This window comes from Tsukamurella sp. USMM236 (assembly GCF_037148755.1).
Classification (GTDB): Bacteria; Actinomycetota; Actinomycetes; order Mycobacteriales; family Mycobacteriaceae; genus Tsukamurella.
The window spans coordinates 442,074-455,124 of the sequence record NZ_JBBCSS010000003.1; the positions used below are offsets into that span (position 1 = coordinate 442,074).

Below are 13,051 nucleotides of genomic sequence, written 5' to 3' on the forward strand. Positions count from 1 at the left end.
GGCTCCTGGGCGGTGGGTGGCTAGCGGGGGAGGTCGGCGCGCTGTGGGCGGAGGTTCGTCCACGCGGCCTCGATGTGCGTGCGGCAGTCCTCGCGCGAGGACGGGCCGAACTCGACGGTCCAGCCCGCCGGGATCTCGGCGAAACGGGGCCACAGCGAGCGCTGCTCGAGGTGGTTGCGGAGGACGAGGAAGCCCGCGTCGGGCTCGTCGAACGGGTTCATTCGCCGACCACGAGCCGCTGCCAATGGGCGAGCTCGGGCTGCTCGGCGAGGTCGGGGAACTCGAGCTCGGCGGCGCCGGCGTCGCGCCAGCGCTGGATCAGCGTCATCACGCGGACCGAGTCCAGACCCAGGTCGAAGAGGTTGTCGTCGTCCGCGATCGACTGCGCGGGGACCTGCAGCAACTCGGCGACGTCGGCGCGCACGCGGTCTGCGGTCAGCGGGGAGGTGGACATATCGGAAACCGTCTCCTTGGGGTAATCTGCGGTGCGATCAGGTAGGTAAGCCTACACTTCGCTACTGGGGGTTGTGCATGCTGGACCACGCCGCGGTCGGCCGCCGGCTCGAGGGCCGCGAGCATCCGCCCATCGGCGATTTCCTCGCCGCGCTGCACCTGCCGGGCTTCGACCTGCGGGTCGTCGACCCCGATTCCGCCGACGTCGACCTCGTGCACGGCTGGATGAACACCCCGGCCGTGGCGGCGGCGTGGGGACAGGCGTGGCCCCGCGAGCGCTGGCGCACCCACCTGATCGGGCAGCTCGACGGTGGCCACACGGCTCCCGCGATCGTCGCGCACGGCGGTGTCGACATCGCCTACGTGGAGCTGTATCGCGCCCATGCCGACGTGGTCGCGCGGTGCTACGAGTCCGACCCGTACGACGTGGGCGTGCACCTCGCCATCGGCTCGCCCGCCCACCGCGGCCACGGCTGGGGCGCCCGCATCGGCGCGGCCCTCATCGACGCGGGTTTCCGCGCCGAGCCGCGCTGTCGCCGGATGCTCACCGAACCCGACGCGCGCAACACCGCCGCCGTCGGCGTGAGCGCCGCGCTGGGCATGACCAGGCTCGGCGTCATCGAGCTCCCGCACAAGACCGCCGTCCTGTTCGCCGCGGAGCGAGCGCGTTTCGCGCCGCTGCCCGACCTATCGGAGTGACCCATGAAGTGGAACGATTTCGTCTTGACCCTCACCGCGACCGCGCAGGTCGCGGAGAACCTGCTGCGCCTCGAGTTCGAGGTGGGCGACGGCACCGCCGGGGGCTACGTCCCCATCGCGCCCGGTGACGAGTCCATCGCCTTCTACTTCTCGCCGGACGGCACCGAGCTGACGGCCCGCCCCTCCGACGACCCCGGCGCGCTCGGGGGCTGGGAGGTCGCCGATCCCGAGCGCAGCCTGGGTCACCGCAACTACTCGGTGCGCGCCTACGATCCGGCGACCCGCCGCATGCTCGTCGACGTGGCCGAGCACGGCCACGGTCCCGCCATCGACTGGTTCCGCGCCGCCCGCCCGGGCTGGCGGCTCCTGGCCGCCGGCCCCCGCTCCTGGTACGACCCCGCCTCCGAGGCCACGCGGCACGTGCTCGCGGGCGACCTCGCGGCGCTGCCCGCGCTCGCCCGGATCCTGGAGGGGACCCCCGCCGGCGTCGACGTCACCGTCATCGCCGAGGTCCTCGACCGCAGCGAGATCGCCTACCTTCCGGAGCGTCCCGGTACCGAGGTGATCGAGGTGATCGGCAGCGGCAACGGCGCCGCGCTCAGCCGCCTGCCCGAGGTGCTCCGCACCGTCGACCTGCCGGCCGACGGCTACCTCTGGCTGGCCGGGGAGGCGGCCGACACCCGTGCGGCGAAGAAGCACGTGCGCGGCCTCGGGTGGGCGCGCGACCGCGCCGACGTCGTCGGGTACTGGCGGCACGACGCCGAGGCGTGGACCAAGCGCTTCGAGGCCGCGGGGGAGGAGAAGCTACGCGCCGTCTTCGCCGACGCCCTCGCCGCGGGCAAGTCCCGCGACGAGGCGACGGACCTCTACGAGCAGGCCCTCGAGGCCGCGGGGCTGTGACGCGGTGGCGCCGCCGGACGGAGCCGCCCGGCGGCGCCGCGCGGGATCAGCCCGCGTTCTTCGCCGCGGCCGACAGGGCGGGGACGTAGCGGTCGAGGAGCCACGGCAGGTCGAGCACGTTGGGCGAGCTGACGGCGTACACGAGCGGCGGATCCGTCAGGGCGACATAGGACTTGCGCTGCACGGCCTTCAGGCTCGCGAACGACGGGTTGGCCTCGGTGGCCTCGCGCTTGGCGGGGTCGAGGTACCACGAGGTCAGCACGTCGGCGTTGTACTTCGGGACGTTCTCCCAGCTCACCGGCGCGGCGAACTTGCCGGGGGGCGTGGCCTCGCGCAGGGCGGTCAGCTCGGGCAGCACGGTGAAGCCGAAGCTCTGCAGCAGCATCACCCGCGGGTCGGTGTCGAAGTAGAAGTTGAGGCTCTCGGGGGTGGTGCCGCTGGCGGCCGCCACGGTCTTCCCGGTGAACTCCGGGTGCGCGGCCTTGACCTCGGCGATGCGCTTGTCGGTGTCCGCGATCAGCGTCTTCGCCTCGGCCTCGCGGCCCAGCGCCTTGCCGACCAGGGTCGTCTGGTCCTGCCACGAGGTCTGCCAGTTGCGGCCGGGCTGCGCGACCGTCGGCGCGATCTTGCTCAGCTGCGCGTACTGGTCCGCGGTCAGGCCCGCCTGGACCGACAGGATCACGTCGGGCTTGAGGGCCGCGATCTGCTCCAGCGGGAGCGACTTGCTCGACTCCGGCAGCAGGACCGGCTTCGCGTCGCCGAGCTTCTCCTGCACCCACGGCATGATCCCGCCGGCGTCCTTGCCGAGCTCCGAGGACATGTCGCGCATGCCCACGGGCGTCACGCCGAGCGCGATCGCGGCCTCCGTGCTGCCCCACCCGAGCGTGACCACGCGCTCCGGGCGGGCCTTGATCTCGGTGGTGCCCAGCGCGGAGGTGATCGACACGGGGAAGCCCGCGTCGTGCTGTGCGTGCTCGTCGGTCGACGAGCCGGATCCGCACGCCGCGGCGCCCGTGACCAGGGCGGTAGCGGCGGCAAGGGCAAGGGCGGTGCGAGTGATGCGGGATGACCCGAACACGGTTTCTCCTCTTCGAAGGGCGCCTGTGTCGATGGACACAGACGTTCGCACGACTGGCGAATGGTCTCTACTTTCAGGTATGCCTATCCTATCTAGATAGTCGACGAGGGAGATACATGGGACAGCAGCACGCGATCGCCGATGTGGTCGGGATCGGGGCCGGACCGTCGAATCTGGGGCTCGCCGCGGCCCTCGATGAGCGGAACCGGACGGGCCTGCCGCCGCTGTCGATGACGATCCTCGAACGCAAACCCGCCTTCGCCTGGCACCCCGGCATGCTCCTCGACGGCGCCACGATGCAGATCGCCTTCCTCAAGGATCTGGTGACGCTGCGCAACCCGCGCAGCCCGTTCACCTTCCTGAGCTACCTCGAGGCCCGCGGCCGGCTCGTCGACTTCATCAACCACCAGACCTTCTTCCCGACCCGGGTGGAGTTCACCGACTACCTCTCCTGGGTGGCCGAGAGCGTCGCCGCCCGCATCGACTACGGCACGACGGTGACCGCCGTCGAGCGCGTGGACGGCGCCGTCGACGGTGCGCGATGGCTCGTCCGGTTCACCGGTCCCGACGGTGACGGCGCCCTGCGCGCCCGGTCCGTCGTGGTGGCGACCGGACTGCGCGAGCGGCTGCCCGAGTGGGCCGCCGCCGGCCCGCGCCTGTTCCACAACCACCGGCTGCTCGAGCACCTCGCCGCGGCCGACCTGGATGTCGAAGCGCCGCACCGCTTCCTCGTCGTGGGCGGCGGGCAGAGCGCGGCCGAGGTCGCCCAGTACCTGCACCGGAGCTACCCGAACGCCGTGGTGGAGAGCGTCTACAACTCCTACGGCTTCCAGCCCGCCGACGACAGCCCGTACGCCAACCGGGTCTTCGATCCCGACGCCGTCGACGACTTCTACGACGCGCCCGCGGACGTCCGCGAGGAGCTGATGGCCCGGCACGCGACCACCAACTACGGCTGCGTCGACATCGAGCTGATCAACGAGCTCTACGCCGTCGAGTACCAGGAGAAGGTGAGCGGCCATCGTCGGCTGCTGATGCGCCCCGCCACGGTCGTGACCTCGGCGGTCGCGTCCGACACCGGCGTGCGGGTCACGCTGCGCGACCGGATCGCCGGCGAGACCACCGGCGAGGACTACTCGGCCGTCGTGTGCGCCACCGGCTTCCGCTCCATCGGCGTCTCCGACGTGCTCGCCGGCTGGGACGTCGCGCCCGAGCGGATGCAGGTCGGCCGCGACTACGTGCTGGCCATCGACGGCGAGCCGCTCGACGGCCTGTACGTCCAGGGCGCCACCGAATCCACCCACGGCCTCGGATCGACGCTGCTGTCGAACGTCGCCGTCCGCGCCGGCGAGATCCTCGACGGGCTCGCCGCCGACACCCGCCTGACCACCGTCGCGAAGGGAGCATGATGCGCGTCGTCACCTTCGGCTTCCAGACCTGGGGCCACCGCACACTGTCCGCCGTCCTCGATGCCGGCCACGAGGTCGCGCTCGCCGTGACCCACCCCGTCTCGAACAACCCGTACGAGATGATGTGGAACGACTCGGTCGAGGAGCTCGCCACGTCACGCGGCGTGCCCGTGCACCTCGCCAAGAAGCCCGACGAGGCCCTCTTCGAGGCGGTCTCGGCCGCCGAGCCCGACATCATCGTCGCCAACAACTGGCGGACCTGGCTGCCGAAGTCGATCTACTCGATGCCGCGCCTGGGCACCCTCAACATCCACGACTCGCTGCTCCCGAAGTACGCCGGCTTCTCGCCGCTGATCTGGGCGCTCATCAACGGCGAGACCCACGTGGGCGTCACCGCCCACCTCATGGACGAGGGCCTCGACACCGGGCCCATCATCGCCCAGGAGTCCGTCGCCGTCGGCCCGAACGACCGCACCGTCGACCTGTTCCATCGCACCGTCGACCTGATCGGCCCGCTCGTGGCCCGGTCGCTCGGCGAGCTGGAAGCCGGGACGGCGCAGCCGATCCCGCAGGACCCGGCCGCCGCCACGTATTTCCACAAGCGCTCCGACGCGGACAGCGCCATCGACTGGTCGTGGCCCGCCGATGCGATCGAGCGGCTCATCCGCGCGCAGTCCGATCCGTACCCGAACGCCCACACCGTCTTCCGCGGCGAGCGGCTCGCGATCACCGGCGCCTCGGTGTCCACCAAGCGGTACGGGGGCACCCCGGGCCGCGTCTGCGTGCCCGACGGTGACGGCATCGCCGTGGTGGCGGGGCAGGACTCCTGGCGCGGTGGCAACCCCGCGCTGATCGTCGAGACGGTGCGCACCGCCGACGGTGCCGAGCATCCCGCCGCCAAGATCCTCGGCGACTCCGGCGCCTATCTCGGCTGACCCGGGGGACGCAGACATGCACGCATTCATCACCGGCGCAGCCTCCGGGATCGGCGCAGCGACCGCCCTGCGGCTCGCGCGGCGGGGCCCCGTCGCCCTCGCGGACCGCGACGCCGACGGGCTGGTCGCGACCGCCCGCGCCGTCGCCGACGCGGGCGGCACCGCCACCTCGCACGTCCTCGACGTGACCGACGCCGACGCCGTCGCCGCGGCGCTGGACGCCGCCGAGAAGGCGGGCGGCCCCGTCGACGCGCTCGCGCACTGCGCGGGAATCCTCGTCGCCGGACCGGTTCTCGACACCGCGGCCGAGGACTGGGCCGCCGCGTTGGCCGTGAACCTCACCGGCACCGTGCACGTGCTCACCGCCGCCGCCCGACGGATGGCGGAGCGCGGCGCCGGCGCCGCCGTGGTCGTCGGCTCCAACGCCGGGAACGGCCCGCGCGTCGGCCTCGGCGCCTACGGGGCGTCGAAGGCCGCGGCGCACAACGCGACCCTGACCCTCGCCCTCGAGCTCGCGGGCAGCGGCGTGCGGATCAACGTGGTCGCGCCCGGCTCCACCGCCACGCCCATGCAGACCGCCTTCGGCGGCGCCGCCGCCGCGGAGGCCGCGATCGCGGGCGACCTGGCGCGGCACCGGCTGGGGATCCCCCTGGGGCGCATCGCCGACGCCGACGACATCGCCGGTGCGATCGACTACCTGCTCTCGCCCGATGCGCGGCACGTGACCGCGCAGGTACTCACCGTCGACGGAGGCGCCACCGTATGACCAGCACCGAGACCCGTTATTTCCCGGAGGAGTTCGCCGCGCGCTACCGCGCGGCGGGCCACTGGACCGACGAGACCTTCGCGTCCTTCCTGGCCGAGGCAGCAGAACGCTTCGGCGACGCCGAGGCGCTCGTTGCGCAGGACGTCGCCGGTGCCGCGGTGCGACTGAGCTACCGCGAGCTGGACACGGCGGCCGCCGTGACCGCCGCAGGGTTGCGCGCCACGGGAATCGCCGCAGGCGATCGGGTGGTACTGCAGCTGCCGAACACCGCCGAGTTCGTCACCGTGCTGTTCGGGCTCTTCCGGATCGGCGCCGTCCCCGTGTTCGCGCTGCCCGCGCACCGCCGCAGCGAGCTCGTGCACTTCGTGCAGACGTCGGGCGCGAAGGCCATGATCACCGCGGCGACCATCAACCGCTTCGACCACCGCGCGCTGGCCGCCGAGGTCGCTGCGGAGACCGGCGCCGAGATCCTCGTCGTCGACGACCTGCCCTTCGCGGGTGACGTCGCGGACGGGGCACCTGTCACCGTCGCCCCGGAATCGCTGGCGTTCCTGCAGCTCTCCGGCGGCACCACCGGTGTGCCGAAGCTGATCCCGCGCACCCACGCCGACTACCTGTACTCCGTCCGCGAGTCCGCGAAGATCTGCGGGCTCGGGCCCGGCGCACGGTTCCTCGTGGTGCTGCCCGTGGCGCACAACTTCCCCATGAGCAGCCCCGGCATCCTCGGCGTGCTGTGGGCCGGCGGCACCGTCGTGCTCGGGACGGACCCGGCACCGTCGAAGGCCTTCCCGCTGATCGAGGCGGAGAAGGTGACCATGACCTCGCTGGTCCCGCCGCTCGCGATGCTGTGGCTGCAGGCCGTGCCCGGCTCGACCGCCGACCTGGGCAGCCTGGACGTGCTGCAGGTGGGCGGGGCGAAGTTCCCGCCCGAGGCGGCGCGGCGCGTGACCCCGGAGCTCGGCTGCCGCCTGCAGCAGGTCTTCGGCATGGCCGAGGGCCTGGTCAACTACACCCGCGACGACGACCCCGAGGAGCTCGTCCTCGGCACGCAGGGCCGCGCCATCTCGCCCGACGACGAGGTGCGCGTCCTCGACGAGGACGGTGCGCCCGTCCCCGAGGGCGAGGCCGGGCTGCTGTGGACCCGCGGGCCGTACACGATCCGCGGCTACCTGGGCGGCGTCGACGCCGAGTCCTTCGACGCCGAGGGCTTCTACCGCACCGGCGACATCGTGCGGCGGCTGCCGAGCGGGCACCTCGTGGTGGAGGGCCGCGCCAAGGATCAGATCAACCGCGGCGGCGAGAAGATCGCCGCCGAGGAGGTGGAGAACCACCTCATCGCCCACCCCCTGGTGATCGACGCGGCCGTCGTGGCCGTCGCCGACGAGTTCCTCGGGGAACGCACGTGCGCGGTGGTGCTGACCGGGGGCGAGCGGCCCACGGTGCCCGAGCTGAAGAAGTTCGTCCGCGCCCGCGGCGTGGCCGAGTACAAGGTGCCCGACCGGGTGGAGTTCGTCGACGAATTCCCCACGACGGGCGTCGGAAAGATCAGTCGCCGCGAACTGCGGCGCGCGCTGGCGGACCTCGTCGGGCGTAAGGACGAGGAGAAGCTGTGAGCCTGCCGAAGACGGTCGTCTACGACCTGCCCGAGATCGAGTGCCCCGACACCGTCGACTGGACCGTCGACCCGGCGCGCTCCGTCCTGCTGATCCACGACATGCAGGAGCACTTCGTGGGGCCGTTCGAGCGCGACGCGGAGCCGCTGCGCACCGTGGTGCCGAACATCGTGGCGCTGCGCGCCGCGGCCCGCGCCGCAGGGGTGCCCGTGGTGTACACCGCGCAGCCCGGCGACCAGGACCCCGAGGAGCGCGCGCTGCTCACCGATTTCTGGGGCCCCGGCCTCAAGACGGCCAACCAGGACATCATCGGCGAGCTGACTCCGGCCGACGACGACGTTCTGCTCACCAAGTGGCGCTACAGCGCCTTCGCCAAGTCGGATCTCGCCGAGCGGATGCGGGCATGGGGCCGCGATCAGCTGGTCATCGCGGGCATCTACGCCCACATCGGGATCATGACCACGGCGCTCGACGCCTTCATGCGCGACGTGCAGCCCTACGTGGTCCGCGACGCCGTCGCCGACTTCTCCGCCGAGGATCACGCCAACGCGCTCACCTATGTGGCGGGCCGATGCGGCAGAGTGGAGACTACGGACAAGGTTCTGGAGGCACTGCGATGACGGCGAGCACGAGCGGGGAGAGCGACCATCCGCATTTCCTGCTGACCGCCGCCGGGCAGCGCCTCGCGGCGCGCGGCAGCGCGGGGGCGTTCACCGACCCGCACGCCGCGGCCGCCGCGCTGCGGGCCGGCACGGTCCCCGCCGTGGTGGGCGCGCTGCCCTTCGACCTGGCCGATCCCGCCGCGCTGACGGTGCCGGAGCACTTCGGCGACGTGGCCGCGGCTCCCGCCGGGACGGCCGCCGAGCTGCCGACGTTGACGCAGACCGCCCAGCACCCCGAGCCGGCCGAGCACGTCGACCGGGTGCGCCGTGCCATCGCGCTCATCGACGACTCCGAGCTGCAGAAGGTGGTGCTCGCGCGCGCCGTCGACTTCGAGGCCGCCGCGCCGCTCGACCCGCTCGCCGTGGCGGCCGCGCTCGAGCAGCGCGACCTGGAGGGCAACGCCTTCGCCGTGGACCTGGCCGCCGCCGGCGACGCCTACCGCGGCCGCTGGCTCGTGGGCTCCAGCCCGGAGATCCTCGTCGGGCGCATGGGCAACACCGTCTTCTGCCATCCCTTCGCCGGCACTGCGACCACGCCCGAGGGCCTGCTGGACTCGGAGAAGGACCGCGAGGAGCACGCCTACGTCGTCGACGAGATCGCCGCCGCGCTCGCGCCGCTGTGCGCGGAACTGGACGTGCCCGCCGCACCGTCGGTGACGAGGGCCGGGCCCGTGTGGCACCTCGGCACCAAGATCGAGGGCCGGCTCGCCGACCCCGCGACCAGCGCGCTCGACCTCGCGCTCGCGCTGCACCCCACCCCCGCCGTCTGCGGCTTCCCGCGGCGGACCGCCGCCCGCGCGATCGCCGACATCGAGGGCGAGCGGGGCTTCTACGCCGGCGCCGTCGGCTGGACCGCCGCGAACGGCGACGGGCACTGGCGGGTCAGCATCCGGTGCGCCGAGCTCGACGGTGCGCGGCTGCGCGCCTACGCGGGCGGCGGCATCGTCGGGGCCTCGGATCCGCAGGCCGAGCTGGCCGAGACCCGCAACAAGCTGCGCACCGTGCTGGGCCCGTTCCGGCTCACCGAGTCCGCGCGGAGCTGAGGGTGGCGGATTGGACCGGCAGCCGGCTGCCGGTGTTCTTCGAGGCGCCCGAGCAGCAGCCCGACCACCGGCCGCTCGCGGTCGACGCCGGCACCACGCCGCGGCAGCTGGTGCTGCGCACCATGTTCGGCAACCCGTCGCGGACGCTGCCCGCGGGCCTGCTCATCATCGGCCACCAGGTCGGCGAGGCGCTGGTGCCCGTGGTGATGGGCCTCGCGATCGACCGGGCCATCCAGACCGGGGACTGGGCGGCGACGATCCGCTGGGTCCTCGTGCTCGCGGTCCTGTTCGCCTTCCTCTCGTTCAGCTTCCGGTTCGGCTCGCGCATCGGCTTCCTCGGCATGAACACCGTGCAGCACCGGCTGCGCACCCAGGTGACCGACCGGATCCTGGACCCGCGCGGCCTGGGCGGCGGCCACTCGCCCGGCGTGCTGCTCTCCATCGCCACCTCCGATGTGCAGCGCCTCGCCATGTCGGTCGCGCTCGGCCTCTACCCGGTGGGCGAGCTCGCGGCGATCGTCTTCTGCGGCGTCGTGCTCCTGTCGATCTCCTGGCAGCTGGGCCTGCTCGTGCTGCTCGGCGCGCCCGCGATGCTGTGGTGCCTCGACAAGGCGGGCGGCGCCCTGCGCGCCCGCAGCGAGGCCGAGCAGCGGGCCGCCGGCGAGGCAGCGGGGTCCGCGGCCGACCTGGTCGCCGGATTCCGCGTGGTCAAGGGCATGCACGCCGAGGCAGAGGCCGACCGTCGGTACCGGGCGGCGAGCGCCCGCGCCCTCGCGGCCGTCATCAAGGCCCGCCGCTCCGAGGGCGCCTACGTGGGCGCGATGGAGGCCGTCGCCGCGGCCTTCGTGGTGCTCGTGGGCGTGCTCGCCGGCGTCCAGACCGTGCACGGCGACCTCACCGTCGGCCAGCTCATCACCGTCGTGGGCCTGACCCAGGTGGTGATGGCGCCGCTGCAGGCCATGGGCACCAACTTCGGCAAGTTCTGGGTGGCGGGCAACGCCTCCGCCAAGCGCGTGCTCATGGTGCTGCAGGCGCCCTTCGCGCGCGACGAGGGCGTGCTGCACGCGCACGACGGGGACGAGGTGCCCGTGCGGCTCTCCGGCGTCCCCGCGGGCGAGGGCGTCGTCGACCTGGAGTTCCCGCCCACCGGGGTCACCGCCGTGGTGTGCGGCGCCGAGACCACCGCCGCCGCGACCGCGCTGCTCGCGCGGTCCGGGGCGCCGCGGCCGGGCGCCGGGGTCACCGTCGGCGGCACCGACCTGTACACGCTCACCCAGCCCGTGGCGCTGCGGACCGTGCGCGTCGCGCCGCACGCGACCACCCTGTTCGAGGGCACCGTCGAGGAGAACGTCGCCGCCGGCGGCGCCCCCGACCGGGTCGCGGCGGCGCTCCTCGCGGCCGCCTGCGACGACGTCCTGGAAGTCCTGCCCGACGGGCTGCAGACCTCCGTGGGCGAGGCCGGCCGGCTGCTCTCGGGCGGCCAGCGCCAGCGCGTCGCGCTGGCCCGCGCACTCGCCACCGACACCCGCACCCTGGTGCTCGTCGACCCGACCAGCGCGGTCGACTCCGTCACCGAGGCCGCGATCGCCGACCGGCTGGGCGCGGCCCGCGAGGGCCTCGCCACCGTCGTCTTCACCGGCTCCCCGACGCTGATCGCCGCGGCCGACACCGTGCTCACCGTCAGCCCCGCCGGAGCGGAGGTCCGCGCATGAGCGCCCCCACCACGACCGGCGCCACCGGAGCCCTGCCGATCGCCGACGGGGCGGAGACCTTCCGCTTCGCCCGCGGCCTGCTCGCGGGGAAGCGCGGCGCCCTCGCCCTCGTGTTCGTGGTCCTGCTCGTGGGCGCCGCCCTCGGGCTGGCCGTGCCGTGGGGCTTCGGCGCGATGGTCGACGTCGCGATCGACGGCGGCGGCTACCCCGACGTACTGCGGATCGGCGGTCTCATGGCGGCCGCCGCGATCGCCTCGGCGGTGTTCACCGGCCTCGGTATCGCCCTCTCCGCGCAGGTCTTCGAGACCGCGCTCGCCCGGCTGCGCGAGTCGATGGTCGGTGCGGCGCTGCGACTCTCCCAGTCGCGGGTCGAGGAGGCCGGGTCCGGCGACCTGGTCTCCCGCGCGACGGACGACGTCGGCGCGGTCAGCCAGGCCATCTCCCGCGGCGTGCCCGCGCTCGCCCGGTCCGGCTTCTCCGTCGCCGTGACCGTCGCCGGTTTCGCCGCGCTCGACTGGCGGTTCCTCCTGGTGGTCGTGGTGGTGCTGCCGGTCTACGTGCTCGGCGCGCGGATGTACGTGCGCGTCGCGCCGCCGGTCTACCGCTCCGAGCGGGCGGCCATGGCGGAGCGGGCGCACCACATGCTCGGGTCGATCCGCGGCCTGCCCACCGTGCACGCCTACGACCTCATGGACCGCGCGAGCCTGCGGGTCAGCGACGGTTCGTGGCGCGTCGTGCGCTGGACCATGCGCGCGCGGGTCGTGCAGAACCGGCTCTTCGGGCGGGTCAACCTCGCCGAGTTCGTCGGCATGGCCGCGATCCTCGTGCTCGGCTTCGCCCTCGTCGACGGGGACCTCGTCACCGTCGGCGCCGTCACCACCGCGATGCTGCTGTTCCTACGCCTGTTCGGGCCGATCGGCGCGCTGCTGCTGGTGATGGACGACATCCAGTCCGCGGGGGCCTCTCTCGCCCGCATCGTCGGGGTGATCGGGGTGGCCGACGACGAGGCGTCGGGACCGGCACCGTCGGGCGTGGTGGACACGAGCGCCGGGCCGCCCAGCGTCGAGGTCGACGGCGTCGCCTTCGGGTACGGCGGCGGGCGCCGCGTGCTCGACGGGGTCACCGTGCGCCTCGAACCGGGGGAGACGGTGGCCGTGGTCGGCACGTCGGGCGCGGGGAAGACGACCCTCGCCGCGCTCATCGCGGGCGTGCACGTGCCCGACGCGGGCGCGGTGCGGATCGGCGGCACCGACCTCGCGACGCTGCCGGATTCCGCTGCACCGGTGCTGCTCACGCAGGACGTCCACGTCTTCGCCGGCACGCTCGCCGAGGACCTGCGGATGGCGGCGCCGTCGGCGTCGGACGCGGAGCTGCACGCCGCCCTGGAGCGGGTGGGCGCGCGGGAGTGGGTGTCCCTGCTCGATGCCGGGCTGGACACGGTCGTCGGCGCGGGCGGACAGGCGCTCACCCCGCAGCGGGAGCAGCAGCTCGCGCTGGCCCGCCTCGTGCTGCTCGACCCGCCCGTCGCGATCCTCGACGAGGCCACCGCCGACGCCGACAGCGCCGACGCCGACCTGCTCGAGGAGGCCGCGCAGGCCGCGCTCGCCGGGCGCACCGCCCTCGTCGTCGCACACCGTCTCAGCCAGGCCGCCCGGGCCGACCGGATCCTGGTGATGGAGCGCGGCGCCATCGTCGAGCAGGGCACGCACGACGAACTCCGCAGCGCGGGCGGACGGTACGCCGCCCTCTGGGCGGCGTGGAGCCGTCACCGGTGAGGTGAC

13 protein-coding genes are annotated in these 13,051 nt (G+C 73.6%); 10 read left to right on the forward strand and 3 right to left on the reverse strand.

The window, feature by feature from the left end; translation table 11 throughout:
- Positions 1 to 20 precede the first annotated feature (20 nt).
- Both WFK95_RS13180 and WFK95_RS13185 read right to left on the reverse strand, forming a co-directional pair.
- The gene (locus tag WFK95_RS13180) at positions 21 to 221 is read right to left on the reverse strand and encodes an MbtH family protein (RefSeq protein ID WP_336670983.1); all 201 of its coding nucleotides are present in this window, start codon (positions 219 to 221) and stop codon (positions 21 to 23) included.
- Positions 218 to 454, reverse strand: coding sequence for a phosphopantetheine-binding protein (locus WFK95_RS13185; protein WP_224645225.1), 237 nt, complete (start codon positions 452 to 454; stop codon positions 218 to 220). The genes WFK95_RS13180 and WFK95_RS13185 overlap by 4 nt, the downstream gene beginning before the upstream one ends.
- 77 nt (positions 455 to 531) lie before the next feature.
- On the opposite strand from WFK95_RS13185, the gene WFK95_RS13190 reads away from it, so the two are divergent.
- Positions 532 to 1,152, forward strand: a complete 621-nt coding sequence (locus WFK95_RS13190) for a GNAT family N-acetyltransferase (protein ID WP_336670984.1) — start codon at positions 532 to 534, stop codon at positions 1,150 to 1,152.
- A 3-nt stretch (positions 1,153 to 1,155) separates the two neighbouring features.
- Positions 1,156 to 2,052 carry a siderophore-interacting protein gene (locus WFK95_RS13195; RefSeq protein WP_336670985.1) on the forward strand — a complete coding sequence of 299 codons (897 nt, stop codon included), beginning with the start codon at positions 1,156 to 1,158 and terminating at the stop codon, positions 2,050 to 2,052.
- Positions 2,053 to 2,098: 46 nt separating this feature from the next.
- On the opposite strand, the gene WFK95_RS13200 is transcribed toward WFK95_RS13195, so the two are convergent.
- Positions 2,099 to 3,130 carry an iron-siderophore ABC transporter substrate-binding protein gene (locus WFK95_RS13200; protein ID WP_336670986.1) on the reverse strand — a complete coding sequence of 344 codons (1,032 nt, stop codon included), beginning with the start codon at positions 3,128 to 3,130 and terminating at the stop codon, positions 2,099 to 2,101.
- 116 nt (positions 3,131 to 3,246) lie between these two features.
- Here WFK95_RS13200 and WFK95_RS13205 point away from each other — a divergent pair, with 116 nt between their 5' ends.
- The 8 genes from WFK95_RS13205 to WFK95_RS13240 are packed head-to-tail and all read left to right on the forward strand — an operon-like array spanning position 3,247 to position 13,045.
- Positions 3,247 to 4,539 (forward strand): lysine N(6)-hydroxylase/L-ornithine N(5)-oxygenase family protein, encoded by a 1,293-nt coding sequence (locus WFK95_RS13205; protein WP_336670987.1) that lies wholly within the window; start codon positions 3,247 to 3,249, stop codon positions 4,537 to 4,539.
- Positions 4,539 to 5,474, forward strand: a complete 936-nt coding sequence (locus WFK95_RS13210; RefSeq protein ID WP_336670988.1) for a methionyl-tRNA formyltransferase — start codon at positions 4,539 to 4,541, stop codon at positions 5,472 to 5,474. Before WFK95_RS13205 ends, WFK95_RS13210 begins: the two co-directional genes overlap by 1 nt.
- A gap of 16 nt (positions 5,475 to 5,490) precedes the next feature.
- Positions 5,491 to 6,240 carry an SDR family oxidoreductase gene (locus WFK95_RS13215; RefSeq protein ID WP_336670989.1) on the forward strand — a complete coding sequence of 250 codons (750 nt, stop codon included), beginning with the start codon at positions 5,491 to 5,493 and terminating at the stop codon, positions 6,238 to 6,240.
- Entirely contained in the window at positions 6,237 to 7,853 is a 1,617-nt protein-coding gene (locus WFK95_RS13220) for a (2,3-dihydroxybenzoyl)adenylate synthase (RefSeq protein WP_336670990.1), read from the forward strand. The genes WFK95_RS13215 and WFK95_RS13220 overlap by 4 nt, the downstream gene beginning before the upstream one ends.
- Entirely contained in the window at positions 7,850 to 8,473 is a 624-nt protein-coding gene (locus WFK95_RS13225; protein WP_224645217.1) for an isochorismatase family protein, read from the forward strand. Before WFK95_RS13220 ends, WFK95_RS13225 begins: the two co-directional genes overlap by 4 nt.
- The gene (locus tag WFK95_RS13230; protein ID WP_336670991.1) at positions 8,470 to 9,558 is read left to right on the forward strand and encodes an isochorismate synthase; all 1,089 of its coding nucleotides are present in this window, start codon (positions 8,470 to 8,472) and stop codon (positions 9,556 to 9,558) included. The genes WFK95_RS13225 and WFK95_RS13230 overlap by 4 nt, the downstream gene beginning before the upstream one ends.
- Before the next feature lie 2 nt (positions 9,559 to 9,560).
- Entirely contained in the window at positions 9,561 to 11,270 is a 1,710-nt protein-coding gene (locus tag WFK95_RS13235) for an ABC transporter ATP-binding protein (protein ID WP_336670992.1), read from the forward strand.
- Positions 11,267 to 13,045: an ABC transporter ATP-binding protein gene (locus WFK95_RS13240; protein ID WP_336670993.1), complete on the forward strand. Its 1,779-nt coding sequence runs from the start codon at positions 11,267 to 11,269 to the stop codon at positions 13,043 to 13,045. The genes WFK95_RS13235 and WFK95_RS13240 overlap by 4 nt, the downstream gene beginning before the upstream one ends.
- The last annotated feature ends 6 nt before the right edge of the window (positions 13,046 to 13,051 follow it).